Annotated in this window: 18 protein-coding genes; 10 read left to right on the top strand and 8 right to left on the bottom strand. The window is 73.6% G+C overall.

Going from position 1 to position 16168, the window contains the following annotated elements:
• Positions 1-2 precede the first annotated feature (2 nt).
• A complete protein-coding gene (locus KIS93_RS01240; protein WP_080037113.1) occupies positions 3-1262 on the bottom strand; it encodes an extracellular solute-binding protein in 1260 nt (419 codons plus the stop codon).
• Between the two features lie 248 nt (positions 1263-1510).
• Here KIS93_RS01240 and KIS93_RS01235 point away from each other — a divergent pair, with 248 nt between their 5' ends.
• The 8 genes from KIS93_RS01235 to KIS93_RS01200 all read left to right on the top strand — a co-directional run bounded on the left by KIS93_RS01235 (position 1511) and on the right by KIS93_RS01200 (position 7792).
• Positions 1511-2476, top strand: coding sequence for an acetylxylan esterase (locus KIS93_RS01235; protein ID WP_080037114.1), 966 nt, complete (start codon positions 1511-1513; stop codon positions 2474-2476).
• Between the two features lie 99 nt (positions 2477-2575).
• Positions 2576-2839: a phosphoribosyl-ATP diphosphatase gene (locus tag KIS93_RS01230; RefSeq protein ID WP_080037115.1), complete on the top strand. Its 264-nt coding sequence runs from the start codon at positions 2576-2578 to the stop codon at positions 2837-2839.
• Positions 2840-2904: 65 nt separating this feature from the next.
• Complete coding sequence (gene hisG / locus KIS93_RS01225; protein ID WP_080037116.1) at positions 2905-3750, top strand: ATP phosphoribosyltransferase; 846 nt, start codon at positions 2905-2907, stop codon at positions 3748-3750.
• 54 nt (positions 3751-3804) lie between these two features.
• Complete coding sequence (locus tag KIS93_RS01220; RefSeq protein ID WP_222107161.1) at positions 3805-4389, top strand: carbonic anhydrase; 585 nt, start codon at positions 3805-3807, stop codon at positions 4387-4389.
• Positions 4390-4459: 70 nt separating this feature from the next.
• Positions 4460-5344, top strand: a complete 885-nt coding sequence (locus tag KIS93_RS67200; RefSeq protein ID WP_080037117.1) for an ABC transporter ATP-binding protein — start codon at positions 4460-4462, stop codon at positions 5342-5344.
• Positions 5344-6081, top strand: a complete 738-nt coding sequence (locus KIS93_RS01210; RefSeq protein ID WP_080037118.1) for an ABC transporter permease — start codon at positions 5344-5346, stop codon at positions 6079-6081. The genes KIS93_RS67200 and KIS93_RS01210 overlap by 1 nt, the downstream gene beginning before the upstream one ends.
• Positions 6078-7190, top strand: coding sequence for a sensor histidine kinase (locus KIS93_RS01205; protein ID WP_080037119.1), 1113 nt, complete (start codon positions 6078-6080; stop codon positions 7188-7190). The genes KIS93_RS01210 and KIS93_RS01205 overlap by 4 nt, the downstream gene beginning before the upstream one ends.
• On the top strand, positions 7187-7792 hold the full coding sequence (locus KIS93_RS01200; protein WP_080037120.1) for a response regulator transcription factor: 606 nt from the start codon (positions 7187-7189) through the stop codon (positions 7790-7792). The genes KIS93_RS01205 and KIS93_RS01200 overlap by 4 nt, the downstream gene beginning before the upstream one ends.
• Before the next feature lie 39 nt (positions 7793-7831).
• On the opposite strand, the gene KIS93_RS01195 is transcribed toward KIS93_RS01200, so the two are convergent.
• The 5 genes from KIS93_RS01195 to KIS93_RS01175 all read right to left on the bottom strand — a co-directional run bounded on the left by KIS93_RS01195 (position 7832) and on the right by KIS93_RS01175 (position 12264).
• Complete coding sequence (locus tag KIS93_RS01195; protein WP_080037121.1) at positions 7832-8605, bottom strand: endonuclease/exonuclease/phosphatase family protein; 774 nt, start codon at positions 8603-8605, stop codon at positions 7832-7834.
• Positions 8602-9876 (bottom strand): aminotransferase class V-fold PLP-dependent enzyme, encoded by a 1275-nt coding sequence (locus tag KIS93_RS01190; protein ID WP_080037122.1) that lies wholly within the window; start codon positions 9874-9876, stop codon positions 8602-8604. Before KIS93_RS01190 ends, KIS93_RS01195 begins: the two co-directional genes overlap by 4 nt.
• A 54-nt stretch (positions 9877-9930) precedes the next feature.
• On the bottom strand, positions 9931-10863 hold the full coding sequence (locus KIS93_RS01185; RefSeq protein ID WP_080037123.1) for an alpha/beta hydrolase: 933 nt from the start codon (positions 10861-10863) through the stop codon (positions 9931-9933).
• A 39-nt stretch (positions 10864-10902) separates the two neighbouring features.
• Positions 10903-11523, bottom strand: coding sequence for a TetR/AcrR family transcriptional regulator (locus KIS93_RS01180; RefSeq protein ID WP_080037124.1), 621 nt, complete (start codon positions 11521-11523; stop codon positions 10903-10905).
• Positions 11524-11604: 81 nt separating this feature from the next.
• Positions 11605-12264 carry an alpha/beta fold hydrolase gene (locus KIS93_RS01175; protein ID WP_080037125.1) on the bottom strand — a complete coding sequence of 220 codons (660 nt, stop codon included), beginning with the start codon at positions 12262-12264 and terminating at the stop codon, positions 11605-11607.
• Positions 12265-12376: 112 nt separating this feature from the next.
• Here KIS93_RS01175 and KIS93_RS01170 point away from each other — a divergent pair, with 112 nt between their 5' ends.
• Entirely contained in the window at positions 12377-13339 is a 963-nt protein-coding gene (locus KIS93_RS01170; protein ID WP_080037126.1) for a helix-turn-helix transcriptional regulator, read from the top strand.
• A 40-nt stretch (positions 13340-13379) separates the two neighbouring features.
• Here the strand turns inward: KIS93_RS01170 and KIS93_RS01165 are convergent, their stop codons facing one another.
• A complete protein-coding gene (locus KIS93_RS01165) occupies positions 13380-14405 on the bottom strand; it encodes an EAL domain-containing protein (protein ID WP_080037127.1) in 1026 nt (341 codons plus the stop codon).
• A gap of 272 nt (positions 14406-14677) precedes the next feature.
• Here KIS93_RS01165 and KIS93_RS01160 point away from each other — a divergent pair, with 272 nt between their 5' ends.
• Positions 14678-15337 (top strand): acVLRF1 family peptidyl-tRNA hydrolase, encoded by a 660-nt coding sequence (locus KIS93_RS01160; RefSeq protein ID WP_080037128.1) that lies wholly within the window; start codon positions 14678-14680, stop codon positions 15335-15337.
• Positions 15338-15349: 12 nt separating this feature from the next.
• Here KIS93_RS01160 and KIS93_RS01155 read toward each other — a convergent pair whose 3' ends face one another.
• A complete protein-coding gene (locus tag KIS93_RS01155; RefSeq protein WP_080037129.1) occupies positions 15350-16168 on the bottom strand; it encodes an NAD(P)H-binding protein in 819 nt (272 codons plus the stop codon).

Genomic DNA, 16168 nt, shown 5'->3' with positions numbered 1-16168 from the left:
TGTCAGCCGGCGTTGCGGGCCATCACCTTGGCGGCCTCGGCCAGCGCGGTCTTGACGTCCGCCTTGCCGAGGATGGCCGACTGCAGGTGCTTGGAGACGTCGGGCGCGCTCTCGTCCCAGCCGGGGCAGCCGGGCGCGGCCTTGCCGGTGCGGAACGCCCGCTCGAACACCCTGGCCTGGTCGGGCGTGAACGACGAGGAGTCCACCACCTTGTCGGGGCGCGGCGGGATGTAGGGCAGGTTGCGCTTCCTGGCCTCCTCCACGATCGCGGCGATGGCCTGGTCGCTGTACATGAACCTGACGAAGTCGGCGCCCGTGGCGGCGTGCTCGCTGAAGGAGGTCACGCCGATCGCCCGGCCGCCGATGAACGTGGTCGGCCCGGCGGGGCCGGCGGGCAGCGTGGTCATCGCCCACTTGCCCTTCAGCTTCGGCTTGTTGACGTCGATGCCCTTGGCGATCCAGTTGCCGCCCACCACCAGCGCGGTGCCGGTGTCGAGCGCGTCGGACGCCTCGACGCTGGCCGTCGGCGCCCCGTGCTCGCGGTAGAGCTTGACCCAGTACGTCAGCGCCCGCTCGGCCTGCGGGGTGTCGAGCGAGGGCTTGCAGTCGGGCGTGTAGAACGTGCCGCCGGCCTGGTAGAGGTAGTTGAAGTAGCCGATCCAGTCGAGGTTGCCCCAGTCCTGGCTGTAGGGCTTGTCGACGCCGGCCGCCTTGAGCCTGCCGATGGCCGCGGTCAGCTCGTCCCACGTCTTGGGCGGGGCGTCGAGCCCGGCCTTGGCCAGCAGGTCGGTGCGGTAGTAGAGGGCGAGCGTGGACATGTCGAGCGGCACGCCGTACACCGAGCCGTCGGGGGAGGTCGCCGACTCCCACTGCGCGGGCTGCGCCTGCGCCTTGAGCGCGTCGAGGCCGTGCTGGCGCAGGTCGACCATGGCGCCCCTGGCGCCGAACTGGATGGTCCAGGTCATGCCGCCGGAGATGACGTCGGGGCCGCTGCGGCTGGTGGCCGCCGCCAGGAGCTTGGCGTACGCGTCGTCCCACGACAGGGTCTGCACCTTGATCGTGACGTTGGGATGCTCGCGGTGGTAGAGGTCGGCCGCCTTCTGGAAGATCGCGGTCTCGTCGTCGCCGCCGGTGGACCAGAAGGACAGGGTCGCGGGGGCGTCACGGTCCGCCTGCCGGGTGGGGGCCTGGCCGCTCGTGGCGCAGGCCGCGGCCAGGAGTGCGAGCAGGACCGTGCCGCATGCCGCCGTCGTACGTCGCATGAAGAGCCATCCGATCTGTCGCCGCCTTTTCTGCGGATCTCATCACTTAAACGGGTAAGTGACAACTCCGAGTCATGTAAGTTTCACGGCGCTCTGACCGGCACCGCTGTGAGGTGTGGAGATGCGGTTTTGGCACGATTCAGCGCATCCGATTGGTCGGCTTTCCCGGTTCAGCGACCCTCGCTCCCGCTGCGGGGCCCCGGCCCGCGTACCGTGGACGAGCACCGCGCCCCCCGTAAGGAGCCCTCATGTTCGTCGACCTGCCCCTGCCGCAACTGCGCGAATACCTCCCCGACCGGGTCGAGCCCGCCGACTTCGACGCCTTCTGGCAGCGCACGCTCGCCGAGGCCCGCGCCCACGACCTGGCGCTCGAGCTCACCCCCGTCCCGACCGACCTCACCGTGGCCGACGTGTTCGACGTGACGTTCGCCGGATTCGGCGGGCATCCGATCAAGGGCTGGCTGCTGCTGCCGCGCCAGGCGAGCGGGCCCGTGCCGTGCGTGATCGAGTACCAGGGGTACGGCGGCGGGCGCGGGCTGCCGATCGACTGGCTGCTGTGGCCGAGCGTCGGGTACGCCGTGTTCGCCATGGACAGCCGGGGCCAGGGCGCCGGCGGGTGGCGGCGCGGCGACACCGCCGACCCGTACCCGGGCACGGGGCCGCAGACGCCCGGCGTGATGACCAGCGGCATCCACGACCCGCACGCCTACTACTACCGGCGGCTCTACACCGACGCCGTGCGCGCGGTCGACGCCGCCAGGGCGCATCCCGGGATCGGCGCGGTCGCGGTCGGCGGCGCCAGCCAGGGCGGCGCGATCGCGCTGGCGGTGTCGGCGCTGGTGCCCGACCTGGCGTGCGCGTTGCTGGACGTGCCGTTCATGTGCCACATCAGGCACGCCACGCAGATCACGCCGGAGCATCCGTACGCGGAGCTCGCCGCCTACTGCCGGGCGTTCAAGGACCAGGTGGAGCGGGTCTTCGAGACACTGGCCTACTTCGACGGGGTGAACTTCGCCGCACGGGCGCGCACGCCCGCGCTGTTCTCCGTGGGGCTGCAGGACGGCATCACGCCGCCGTCCACGGTGTTCGCCGCCTACAACCACTACGCGGGGGAGAAGGACATCCGGGTGTACCCGTACAACGGGCATGAGGGCGGGGAGTCCGCGCACGCCATGGAGCGGGTGGCCAGGGCGAAGAAGGCGCTGGGATCCTGAAGCGAGGGTGAGCCGTCTCGCGTGGCGGACGCGGGGCGGCGCCACCCCATGACGCAGACTAGGCTTAACAGGCACGTCATCCGACCGACGAGAGAGACCATGAAGACCTTCGAAGAGCTGTTCGCCGAGCTGTCAGAGAAGGCCACCACCCGGCCCGCGGGCTCGGGCACCGTGGCCGCGCTCGACGCCGGCGTCCATGCCATCGGCAAGAAGGTCGTCGAGGAGGCCGCCGAGAGCTGGATGGCCGCCGAGTACGAGTCAGACGACAGGGCCGCCGAGGAGATCTCGCAGCTCCTCTACCACGTGCAGGTGCTGATGATCGCCAAGGGCATCGGCCTCGACCAGGTCTACAAGCATCTCTAGGGCGCCGCGCGGCGCCCGCCACCAGGAGACAGCGGAAGGCAGACCACACGTAAGGACCTGAAGACATGCTGCGTCTGGCAGTACCCAACAAGGGCTCGCTCAGCGAGGCCGCCCAAGCGATGCTCAAGGAGGCCGGCTACCGGTCCCGCAGAGACAGCAAGGAGCTCGTCGTCGTCGACGACGCCAACGGCTGGGAGCTGTTCTTCCTGCGGCCCCGCGACATCGCCGTCTACGTCGGGGAGGGCACCCTCGACGTGGGCATCACCGGCAGAGACATGCTGATCGACTCCGGCGCGGCGGTCGAGGAGATCATGCCGCTCGGCTTCGGCGCCTCCACCTTCCGGCTGGCCGCCGCGGCCGGCACCATGTCGTCGGTGCACGACCTCGACGGCCGGCGCATCGCCACCTCCTACGCGGGCCTGCTCGACAAATACCTGTCCGACCAGGGCGTCGACGCCCGCGTGATCAAGCTCGACGGGGCCGTGGAGACGGCCATCAGGCTCGGCGTGGCCGACGCCGTGGCCGACGTCGTCGAGACCGGCACCACGCTGCGCAACGTCGGCCTCGAGGTGTTCGGCGACCCGATCATGAAGTCGGAGGCCGTGCTGATCAAGCGGCAGAGCGCGCCCGACACCCCCGGCGTCGACCAGCTCGTCCGCCGCTTCCAGGGCGTCGTGCAGGCCCGCGACTTCGTCATGATGGACTACGACATCCGCGCCGAGCGCATCGAGGAGGCCATCGCGCTGACGCCCGGCATGGAGGGCCCCACGGTCTCGCCGCTGCACCGCGAGGGCTGGGTCGCCGTGCGGGCCATGGTCCGGCGCAAGAACCACCAGCAGGTGATGGATCAGCTCTGGGACATCGGCGCAAGGGCCATCCTGGTCACCGACATCTACGCCTGCCGCCTGTGAGGTCTGCCCGCCAGGCCACCGGTAGCCCACCGGGCCGGCGGGCATACCCGTACCGTGCGTGACGAAGCGGTCGCCTGGCGTGGTTCGGCCAGGCAGACGTGGTCCTTACTGGAGCAGGGCAACCGGCGCTGGGCGGCGGGCGAGTCCTTCCGCCCGCGCCAGGACCCGCGCCGCCGCAGGCAGGTCGCCGCCGGCCAGCGGCCCAGGGCGGTGGTGCTGTCGTGCATCGACTCCCGGGTGCCGCCCGAAGTCGTCTTCGACGTCGGCCTCGGCGACCTGCTCGTGGTCCGCACCGCAGCCCACACCCTCGACCCGCTCGTCACGGCCGCCGTCCAGTTCGGCCCGCTGGACCTGCGGGCCGGCCTCGTCGTCGTCCTGGGCCACCAGCGCTGCGGCGCCGTCACGGCGGCGGCCCGCGCCTTACGCGCGCAGGTCACCCTGCCCGGCGAGCTGCCCGCCGTCGTCGCCGCCCTGCAGCCCGCCTACGCCACCTCAGGCGGCCGGGTCGCGCCCATGGTGCACGCCCACATCCGCCGCACCGTCGCGCACCTGCGAGCCGACCCCCTCCTTCGCGGCAGCGCCACCGTCATCGGCGCCTGCTACAGCCTCGACACCGGACGGGTGAGCCGCGTCATCTGACAAATGTCACCGCCAAGACCGGAGGGAACGCACTGCCGCCGCGCCGGAGCCGGCCCGTAGCGTTCCGCACATGAACGGCATCGTGTTCGACCACGTCAGCAAGCACTACGGGGACGTGCTCGCCGTCGACGACCTCTCCCTCACCATCGAGCCCGGCACCACCGTGGCCCTGCTCGGCCCCAACGGGGCGGGCAAATCCACCTCCATCAACCTGCTGCTCGGCCTGCTCAAGCCCAGCCGGGGCACGATCACCGTCCACGGGCGGGCCCCGGCGCAGGCGGTCGCCGCCGGCGAGATGGGCGCGATGCTCCAGGACGGCGCGCTCATCCCCGAGCTGACCGTCAAAGAGACCGTCGACCTCGTACGCGGCCTCTACCCGCGCCCCCTCGCCCTCGACGACATCCTCGCCATGGCCGACCTGACCGCCATCGCCGGGCGGCGGGCGAGCAGGCTGTCCGGCGGGCAGGCCCAGCGGGTCAGGTTCGCCCTCGCCGTCGCCGGCGCCCCGCGCGTCCTGCTGCTCGACGAGCCGACCGCCGCCATGGACGTCGAGTCCAGGCTGCGCTTCTGGGCCGCCATGCACGACTACGCGGCGGGCGGCCGGACCGTCCTGTTCGCCACCCACTACTTGGAGGAGGCCGACGAGCACTCCGACCGGGTGATCGTCATCGCCAGGGGCCGCCTGGCCGCCGACGGCACCGCCGACCAGATCAAGGCCGACGCGGGCGGCCAGACCGTCAGCTTCTCCCTCGGCGCCCAGCCCGCCGCCGGGCTCGACCGGCTGCCCGGCGTCACCGCCGTGGAGATCACCGACGGCGCCGCCGTCCTGCACACCACCGACGCCGACGCCACCCTCGCCGGCCTCTACCGCGGCACCACGCTCGACGTGCGCGACCTGCGCCTTTCCTCCGCCGACCTCGAGGCCGCCTTCCTGCGGCTCACCCGGGAGTCCTGATGCTGCTCACCTTCGCCAGGGCCGAGGCCCTGCGCACGCTGCGCAACCGGCGCTACCTCATCTTCGTCGTCGCCTTCCCCGTCCTGCTCTACCTCATCAACGCCAACATCTACGGCAGCCGGAGCGACGGGTCCGGCGTCGGCTACAACGTCGTGCTCATGGTGTCGATGGCCGCCTACGGGGCGCTGGCCGCGTCCATGATGAGCTCGGCCGTGCCGCTGGCCACCGAGCGGCAGACCGGCTGGCTGCGCCAGATCCAGATCACCCCGCTGCCCTCGTGGGCCGTCGTCGCCGCCAAGCTCGGCAGCTCGATGGCGCTCGTGCTGCCCTCGCTGCTGCTCGTGGGGCTGGTCGCGATCGTGCAGCAGGGCGTGTCGCTGCCGCCGGAGCGGTGGGCGGAGCTGCTGGTGGCCCTGTGGCTGGGCGTCGTGCCGTTCGTCGCGCTCGGGCTCGCGCTCGGCTCGGCGCTGTCCGCCGAGGCCGCCCAGCCGGCCACGATGATCTGCATGTTCGCCCTCACCATCGCGGGCGGCATGTGGTTCCCGCCCGAGCTGTTCGGCTCCGGCATGAAGGCCGTCGCCGAGCTGACCCCGTCCTACCACTACGCGAGCATCGGCTGGAGCCTGGCGGGCGGCCACGGCCCGGCCATGCCGGACGTGCTCGTCGTGCTCGCCTGGGCGGTCGTGCTGGGCGGGGCGGCGGCGGTGCTGTACCGGCGGGCTACCGTACGCGTATGAGCTTCGCCGACCGGATCAGCTTCAACGAGACCGGCTCCCCCAGGCGGCGGCTGGCCGGCATCTCGGTCGGGCTGGTCTACCTGGTCTTTCCCGTCGCGGAGATCGTGACCGGCGAGATCACCGGCGCCCGGGCCGTCTGGGCGGGGGCGACGCTGGCCGCGTACGTCGCCTCCTTCCTGGCCACGGTGCTCAGCCCCAAGAGCATGACCGAGCACAGCAGCCGGACCTACCCGCTGCTCGCGCTCACCACCGCGCTCGGGGTGGCCGCCGCGGCGGTGTTCGGCGGGGCCTGGCTGTCGCTGCCGGTCTACACGGTCGTGCTGTACGGGTTCACGCTCCCTGCCCTGGGGGCGCTGTGGGCCATCGTCCTCACCCTGATCGTCGTCATCGCCGCCGGCGTGGCCCACGGCAACGACGCCGCCGGCCTCATCGTGCTGGCCCTCCAGGTGGTGACGCTCGGCGTGCTGTTCATCAGCATCCGCAACAGCAGGGCGATGAGCATCCGGCTGCGCCTGGCCCAAGACGAGGTGGCCCGGCTGGCGGCCACCGAAGAGCGGCTGCGCATCGCCCGCGACCTGCACGACCTGCTCGGCCACAGCCTGTCGCTGATCGTGCTCAAGAGCGAGCTGGCCGGGCGGCTGGCCGAGCAGTCGCCGCAGCTGCGCAAGGAGATCGGCGACATCGAGACCGTCGCCAGGAAGGCCCTCGTCGAGGTGCGCGAGGCCGTCACCGGCTACCGGCGGCGCAGCCTGGAGGAGGAGCTCGACAACGCCAGGGCGGTGCTGCGGGCCGCCGGCGTGCACGCCGAGGTGCGGCTGGCCGGCACGCCGCTGCCCGAGCCGCTCGACGGCCTGCTCGGCTGGGGCGTGCGCGAGGGCACCACCAACGTCGTCCGCCACGCGCGCGCCACGCGGTGCGAGATCAGGATGACGTACGAGGACGGCACCGCCATCCTTGAGATCGTGGACGACGGGAGCGGCGGCGCGGGGCCGTACGAGCAGGGCAGCGGGCTGCGCGGGCTCACCGAGCGGGTGACCGGCGCGGGCGGCACGGTCACGGCCGGCCCCACCACCGGCGGCCACCGGCTGAGCGTGCGGGTGCCCGCGTGATCAGGGTCATCCTGGCGGAGGACCAGGGCATGGTACGCGGCGCGCTGGCCTCCCTGCTGAGCCTCGAACCCGACATCGAGGTCGTCGGCGAGGCCGCGAACGGCGACGAGGCGCTCACCGTGGCGACCGCCACCCGCCCCGACGTGGCGCTGCTCGACATCGAGATGCCCGGCACCGACGGGCTCGCCGCCTGCGCGAGCATCACCGCCCGGGTGCCGCGGTGCCGGGTGATGATCCTGACCACGTTCGGCCGGCCCGGCTACCTGCGCACGGCGATGGAGGCCGGGGCGGTGGCGTTCCTCGTCAAGGACAGCCCGGCCAGGGAGCTGGCGGCGGCCATCCGGCGGGTGCACGCGGGGGAGCGGGTCATCGACCCGACGCTGGCCGCGGCGGCGCTGAGCGCGGGCCCCAACCCGCTGTCGGGCCGCGAACGCGACGTGCTGGCCGCCGCGGCCGACGGCGCCACGATCGGCGACATCGCGGCGGCCCTGCACCTGTCGGAGGGCACGGTCCGCAACTACCTGTCCTCGGCCATCCAGAAGACGCACGCCCGCAACCGCATCGAGGCGGTGCGCCGCGCGAAGGCGCAGGGCTGGGTATAGCTGGGCAACCCGGTATCGCGCACCGTGCCAGGGTGCAGCTCAGTAGCGCAGCTCGGCCAGCACGCCGTAGTGGTCGGAGCCGGGCTCCGGGCCGTCGCCCACCACCTCGCAGCGCACCGGATGCCCCGCGCCGCCCGCCCTCGGCCAGGCGCTGAGCACGTAGTCGAAGCGCCGGTCCGGATACAGGCCCGGCCGGGCCCACGGGTTGGCGTTGCTCCAGGTGTGGCCGGGCCCGCCGCCGCCGGCCACCTCCCACGCGTCGTAGAAGACCAGCCCCGGCACCGGCACCGCGCTGCGCCCGGTCAGCATGCGCAGCTCGTCGCTGTCGGGCGGCGCGTTGAAGTCGCCGCACACCAGCGCCGGATGCCGCCGCGAGGCCGCCTCCGCCACGAACGCGGCCAGTGCCCGCACCTGCTCCTGCCGGGCCTGCGAGTCGCCCAGCCGGTAGGCGCCGATCATCACGCTGAACACCTGCAACGGCCCGCGCGGCCCGTCCAGCTCGCAGAACAGCGCGCGCCCGGGCAACACCCCGCCCCGTTCCGCCGGCAGTAGCCGGTCCTCCTGCCGCACGATCGGCCAGCGGGACAACACGGTGACCGGCGCGTCGGCGGGCAGCGCCGCCACGTGCTCGTAACCGAGCCGCTGGCCGGCCCACTCCTGTAACGCCACCACGTCGGGCGACAGGTCCCGCACCACCTTCTCGATGCGCCCGGCCCGCTCGGCGTACGGGCCGTGCTCGCCCCACACGTTCCAGGTCAGCACGCGCACGCTGGTGCCGATCAGCGGCCCGTACGGCTGCTCCCAGTCCGTCACCTCAGCCCCTCCATCGCCTTGATCGCCTGATCCACCTGCTCGGGGCCGGTCACGATGCTCGTGCCGAAGCGCAGCAGCGAGGGCCGGTACGGGGTCACGCTCGCGACCACCTTGCGCTCCCGCAGCCGCTCCACCGCCTCGAACGGCTCCACGCCGGCCACCGAGCAGCACACCAGCCCCGCCGACAGGCCGGGGGAGCGCGGGGTGGCGAGCGTGACGTGCGGAAGCTCGGCCAGGCCCGCCTTGAGGCGGCCGGCCAGCTCCTGCGTGCGGGCCCGCACCCGGTCCGCGCCGATCGCCGTCATGAACGCGAACGCCTGCGGCATCGCCCACCGGTGCTCGAACGCCTTGTAGCCGCCCGGCGTGACCAGCTCGGCCGTCGTCGCGCCGGGGGAGCCGCCGTCCTGCCAGGCGGCGAAGGCGGCCTGGCTGAAGCTGGGCACGATGGGGGCCAGCGCGTCCCAGGCGCGGCCCCACACGATGCCGGTGCCGCGCGGCCCGAACAGCCACTTGTGGGTGCCGCTGGCCAGGAAGTCGCAGCCCAGGTCCGCCATGGTGCCGCCCATCGCGCCGAACCCGTGCACGCCGTCCACGCACAGCAGCGCCCGGTCGTGCTCGGCGCGGCCCCGGTTCGCCTCGGCCAGCATGTCGGCGATGGCGCGGACCGGCACGCGTACCCCGGTGCTGGAGTGCACCCAGGTCAGCGCCACCACGCGGGTGCGGGGGCCGAGACCGGCCTTGACCGCTTCCACCATGCGGCCGGCGGAGGCCGCGGCCGGGTCGTCGTACAGCTTGACCCTGCGCACCTTCGCGCCCGTGCGCGCGGCCAGCAGCCGCAGGCCCTCGTGGGTGGCGAGGAAGTCGTGCTCGGTGGTCAGCACGTCCTGGCCGGGGCGCAGGACGAGGCCGGAGTAGAGCAGCGCCAGGCCCATCGTGGTGCTGTCGGTCAGCGCGACCTGGCCCGGCTCGGCGCCCAGATAGCGGGCGGCGGCCTCGCGTACCTGCCGGTCGGGCTCGGCGCCGCCGGGCGGGGTGTACTCGGGGTCGGCGTCCAGCGCGTCGCGGTGCCTCCTGATCGCCTCCCGGACCGGCGCCGGCGCCGGGGCCAGCACGAACGCGGCGAACTGCGCGTACGCGGGATCGAGCGCGAACTGGGCGCGCACCGACGCCCAGTCGGCGGGGTCGAAGCTCCGGGGCGCGGGAGATCCGGCGGTGCATCCGGTCACTCCGGCCAGCAGCCCGGCGCCGAGCAGGGCCCGTCTGTTCAGCATGCCTGCTTCCTACCCCGCCTGGGGGTGCCCGGCGTCCTCCCGGACGGCCCGCTGTCAGCGTCCGGCGTGCTTGTCGAGGAAGCGGCGCTGCTCGGCGAGCAGCTCGCGGTCCTCGGGCGCCCCGCCGAGCCCGCCGTGCGGCATCGCCTCGCCGACGTGCAGCTCCGCCTCCACGCCGGCCAGGCGCAGCTTGCGGTGCATGAGGACGGCGTTGGACAGGAACAGGTCACGGGTTCCGGTCTGGAGGTAGGTGGGAGGGAAGCCGCTCAGGTCGCCGAACAGCGGCGACAGGTACGGGTGGGCGAGGTCGGCGCCGGCGGCGTACAGCTCGTTGGCCTCCTTGAGGCTGCCGAGGAACGTGTCCACGCCGGCGTTGGTGCGGAAGCTGTCGCCGGATTCGGTGAGGTCGACCTCCGGGCTGTTCAGCAGCAGGGCGGCGGGCATCGGCAGCCCCTCGTCGCGGGCCCTGAGCAGGAGGGCGGCGGCGATGTTGCCGCCGGCCGAGGCGCCTCCGACGTAGAGGTCGCGTGGCTCGCGCCGCTCCAGGGCCGCGCGGTAGACGGCGACGGCGTCGTCCAGCGCGGCGGGGTACGGGTGCAGCGGGGGCATGCGGTAGTCCACGCCCCAGGTGGCCATCCCGACCGTCGTGGCGGTGACCGCGGTGTTGGCGCGGGCGGCCTCACCGCCTCCGAACAGCAGCGCTCCGCCGTGGAAGTCGAGGTAGAGCGGGCCTTCCTCGTCCTCGCCCGCGACCCAGACGGTCACTCCCGCCATCGTCCGTGCCTCGGCGGAGGCCGACACGGGCATCGCCGTGAGGCGCTGCACGATGTAGGCGTTGGTCTGCTCGGCGAGCGCGAGCCACGCGGCCGTGTCGCCGGCGGGCGGGTAAGGGGCCCGGGTGACGCGCATGGCGAGCCATTGCCTGGCCTGCTCGCTGACGGTCGGCGGCGCGGGGAAGCCGGTCGACCGGTCGATGAGATCGGACATCGTGCTCTCCTGTCGTGAGGGGTGGCGTTCAGGCGAGGATCAGTCGAGGAGGGCCTGCACGGCGGGCGCGTACCGGTCGATCAGGGCCGGCATCCCGTCCGCGGTCAGCGCGTCGTCCTCGACGATCGCGATCGAGTACAGCAGCCCGCGCAGGGCGGCGGCGGCGAGCCGGGCGCGCAGGTCCGCGTCGGGATGCGGCAGGCGCGCCCGCAACGGCCCGATGAGCGCCTCGTCGAACACCTCCCGCAGGCGCGCCCGCACGGCCTCGCTGTCCGACACCTGCGTCAGGATGGCGAAGAAGCGCAGGCTCCCCTCGCCCACGCTCACCAGGAGCGCCTCCAGGATCCGCCGGCCGAGGGTCTCGCGTGGCCCGTCCAGCGCGTCCAGGACCGTCGGCGTCGGCCCCAGGATCGACAGCAGCAGGTTCTCCTTCGACTTGAAGTGATGGATCACCAGCGACGGGTCGATGCCGAGCTCGGCGGCGATGCCGCGCATGGTGGTCGGCCCGTACCCGGCCTCCAGGAACTGCCGGGCGGCGACGCGGGCGATGGCGGCCCGCGTCGTCTCCACGGCCGGATCGTCGGTCGCCGTGACGTCAGCGTGCGGTCGCCCTGCCGCCTCCCGCACCGGCGCCCGCACGGTGTTTCTGGTTGAGTCCATCGCTTCTTCCTGGTTGAACACTGTTGAGTTGAACAGTGTTGAGCACCATAACAGGGCGAAGCGGCGCCGGGAAGTGGCGGGTCACGGGGCCAGGAGGCGGGCGAGCTCGGCCGGCCGGGTGAACATCGGCCAGTGACCGGAATCGAGGTCCACGAGGTCGAGGTGCTTGACCTTCGCCAGCTCGGGCACGTCACCGGCGGCGATCCACTCCTGAGCCTCGGCCGGGGTGAACTCTGGACACACGACGAGGACGGGGACGTCGAAGCGGCGCTCGTCCGTCAGGCGTACCACACCCTGCACCACCCCCGCGGGGACGGGGATCGCCGCTGCCGCGAAGTCGTGGCGGGCCCGCTCGTCGAGGTCGGCGGAGTCCGGCCCCTCGAACGGCTCCCAGCCGGGGAACGGCATGACGCCGTCGCGCACCTCGAAGAAGTCGGCGTAGGCGCGCCCGTCCGTGGCCGGGAAGCCGCCGACGAACGCGACCCTGGCGATCCGATCCGGGCGCGCGTCGGCGGCCAGCCAGGCCAGGGTGGCGGCGGCGGAGTGCCCCACCACCATGGGCTCTCCCGAGGCCGCGTCCACGGCGGCGAGCACGGCCGCCACCTGGTCGTCGAGGGTGGCCGAGGCGTGCAGCGGCAGGCTGACCGGCACCGGGCGGTGGCCGAGCGCCTCGATCGCCGGGACGACGTCGTCCCACGCGGAGGCGTCGAGCCACAGGCCGGGGATGAGCAGGATGTCCATGAGCAGGTGTCTCTTCTTTCGGAACGTTCGGGTGAGGTCCTGGCCACGGACCCTAAGCCCCATTCCGGACGTTCTGCTTCCTGTTCAGCGCGCGAGCCTCTAACGTGCACGTGTGCCGACCGACCTCAGCCCCACCGCGCGGGCCCTGCGCGCCATGGAGATCCTCCGCACCCGCCCCGGCGTGACGGCCGGCGAGCTCTCCGCCGGTCTGGGCGTCACGGAGCGGGCCGCCCGCCGGTACGTCGCGATCCTGCGCGAGGCGGGCATCCCCGTCGAGTCGGTGCGCGGCCCCTACGGCGGGTACCGGCTCGGGCGCGGGACCCGGCTGCCCCCGGTGGCGTTCACGGAGCCCGAGGCGCTCGGCCTGGTCATGGCGGTCCTCGCCGGCCGGCCCGCGGACGCCGACGTCGCCGCCGCCCTGGACAAGGTCATCCGGGCCCTGCCCGAGAGCGTCGGACGGCAGGCGGCGGTGCTGCGCGAGCACGCCGCGGCGACGCCCGACCGGTTGTCGGCCCGCCCGGATCCCGCCACCACCAGCACGCTCGTGGCCGCCGTGGCGGAGCGGCGGCGCGTGGTGGTCGCCTACCGCAGCGAGTCCGGCAACGAGTGGGAGGCCGAGGTGGACCCGTGGGCGGTCGTCGTCCGCCACGGGCGCTGGTACCTGCTGTGCTTCTCCCACCGCGCGCGGGCCGTCCGCACGTACCGGATCGACCGCGTCCGCGAGGTCCGGCGCGGCGCCCGCTCCTTCCGGCCGCCCGCCGGCCTCGACCCGGTGGCGGCGCTGGAGGAGAACCTGGGCACGGGGTGGGAGTACGCCACCCGGGTCGTCTTCGACGCGCCCCTCGCGGAGGTGGCGCCCTGGATCCGGCCGCCCATGGGGCGGCTCGAACCGTCGGGTGACGGCTGCGTGCTCATCGGCAGCACGAGCAATCCCGCGATGTACGCGCAGGAGTGGCTGCCGACCATACCGTTCTCGTTCTCCGTTGAGGGCGGCCCGGAACTGCGTGCCGCGCTCGCGAAGCTCACGGCCCGCCTCTCGGCCGCCTTGTCCGGCCCGTCCGATGTCCATTCCTGAGTCGGAACGGATCTACAACGTAAAGGCGGCCTGCCCTGACTCAGCCCCTGATCGCGGCGACCTGCCTGATCAGGTCCGAGACGCGGACGATGCCGAGGCAGCGGTTCAGCTCGTCGGTGACCACCAGGTCGTCGTAGACGCGGGCCGCGTCCCGGCCGGCGGCCTGCATGGCGGCGATGGCCGGGGTCGTGCGCGGCACCGTACGGGGCGGGTCGGCCAGCCGCTGCGCCGGCTTCGAGCCGTGCAGCGCGTGCCCGTAGCGGGCCGCGAACGACAGCAGGAACCGGCTGCGGTCCAGGCTGCCCTTGGGGCGCTGGTACTCGTCCACGAGGATCACGCTGGTGATCGTCGGCTCGTGCCCGAACGCCGCCACCGCCTCCTCCGCCTTCGCCTCCGCCGGCAGCGTCACGGCCGGCAGCAGCAGCTCCTGCACGCGGGGGCCGAGCATGACCGTGCCGGGGGAGTCGTCGGCGATCGGCAGCGGCACCCGTACCTTGCCGTCGGGGCCCGGCGCGAGCAGCGGGCCGTGCGCGAGCCGCACGCCCAGCCCGCGCGCCGTCGCCGCCTGCGCCTCGCGCTCCACGCCCGGCGCCATGACGTGCGCGCCGATGCCGCGCGCCAGCGTCACCACCGCCCGCGCCACCGCCGTGGCGCGGTGGTCGCCGGGGATGCGCGCCACCACGTCCGCGCCGAGGGCCAGCAGGTACGGCGAGCAGTCGGTGACCAGGTCCAGGGCCGCGCCCGCGGCGCCCACGTCCGCGAACCCGAGCAGGTACCCGATCGTGCGCAGGCCGTCGAGCCCGACCTTGAGCAGCGGCCTGTCCTGCTCCTGGCACGGTCCAGTGAGCAGCAGGATCGCCTCGCGCGGATGCCTGCCCGCCCTCCTCAGCGCCTCGTGCAGCGGCGCCAGCGCGCCCGCGCCCGACAGCACCACCCGCACCGGCAGTTCGAGCACCATGGGCAACGGCGCGGCCCGCAGGACGCCGGTGGCGTCCACGATGGCGGGGTGCGCGATGACGGCCCCGGTGTCGAGATCCACCAGGGGACTGGTGAGCAGGGAGGACACGTACAGATCGTGCTCCAGTCACAGGCGCACCAGAAGGGCCGCGAAACAGAATTAACCGACATTTCCGCTTTGGTTCCGATGGGGGTGGGGTGGGGCGTCCGCTCTGGGGCGTCTGCATGAGTGGGGCGGGCGGGGCGTCCGCTCGGGGTGCGTATGAGTGCGGCGGGCGGCGGGGCGGGTGCTCGGGGTGCGTATGAGTGCGGTGGGCGGCGGGGCGGGTGCTCCGGTTGCCGTGTGAGAGGGGCGGGCGGGCGTCCGCTAGCCTGCGGGGCATGAGCGCGCGTCCGGCGAGGGGCGGCGGGCGGTGGGTCACCGTGCCGCCGGAGCGCCTGCACCCGTGGATCGACGGGTTCGCCGCGCGGCACGGGCCGTTCTCGGCGAGCGGGGACGAGCGGGTCGTGCGGCTGCAGGCCGGCGACGGCGCGGTGGCCGAGCTGCACGTGCCGTTCCCGCCCATGACGCCGCCCGGGCCGCCGCACGTGACCCGGCTCGTCGCGCACGCCGGGCGCGAGCGGCGGGTCGGGGTGTTCCTGGTGCGGCTCGGCGGGTACGCGGCGGGGGTCTTCCACGGTGGCACGCTGGTGGCGTCCAAGGTGGGGTCGCGGCTGGTGCAGGGGCGCACGGCGGCGGGCGGCTGGTCGCAGCAGCGCTTCGCCAGGCGGCGCAGGAACCAGGCGGCGCAGGTGTTCGACGACGCGGTGGGGACGGCGGTGCGGGTGCTGACGCCGTACCTGGGGGAGCTGGACGCGGTCGTGCTCGGCGGCGACCGCCGGGCCATGGACGCGCTGCGGCCGGATCGGCGGCTGGCGCCGCTGCTGGCGCTGGAGGCGGAGCCGTTCCTGGTGGTGCCGGACCCGCGGCTGGCGGTGCTGCGTGACACGCCCGCCCTGTTCAGAGCGGTACGCGTGCGCGTGATCGACCCCTCCGGCTGAGCCGTTCCGCGTTCATGCGAACAGGTGCCGGTGGTCGGTCAGGAACTCCTGCCAGGAGCGGGGCGCGTGGCCGGTCAGCTCCGCCACCACCGTCGTGGTCGCCTCCCAGCTCCCGTCGCCGGTCTCCGCCTGGAGGGCGGCCAGCTCGCCCGCGAACGGTTGCGGGATGCCCTGGCGCACCAGATGGGCGGCCATCTCGGGGACGGACAGGTTGACGTACCGGGCCTTGCGGCCCAGGGCCTTGCCGATCTCGGCGGCGATGCCGTCGTGCGACAGGGACGGCGGGCCGGTGAGCTCGTACACGCGTCCCGGCCCGACCGGGGCGGTCAGGAGGGCGGCGGCCACGTCGGCGATGTCGCGGGTGTCGATGTAGTTGACGCCGGCGGAGCCGTACGCGCCGTACATGGTGCCGTCGCGGAAGTCACGCGGCAGGGTCTGCATGAAACCGCTGGGCCGCAGGATCGCGTACGGGACGCCGGACTCCTCCAGGTGGGCGTCGACCAGGCCGTGCAGACCCATGGCGAGCCGGCGGCCGGGGGCGGCGCCGCGTACCGACACCGCGACGATCTGCGCGACCCCGGCCTTGGCGGCGAGGTCGATGACGGCGCGGTGCGCGGCCACGAAGCCGGGCCAGATGCCGCTGTTGAGGAAGAGGCGGTCGCCGGGGGAGAGCAGGTCGCCGATGGTCTCGGGGCGATCGAAGTCGGCGATCGCGTACCGGCTCTGGAGGTCGTCGGCGGGGCGGCGGACGACGGCGAGCGGGTCGTGGCCGTGCAGCCGCGCGGCGAGCGCGCGGCCGATGTTCCCGGTGGCGCCGGTGATCACGATCAT

It is taken from the genome of [Actinomadura] parvosata subsp. kistnae (assembly GCF_900323885.1).
In the GTDB taxonomy this organism is placed as follows: Bacteria; Actinomycetota; Actinomycetes; order Streptosporangiales; family Streptosporangiaceae; genus Nonomuraea; species Nonomuraea composti.
This window is presented reverse-complemented; position numbering and strand designations above follow the sequence as displayed.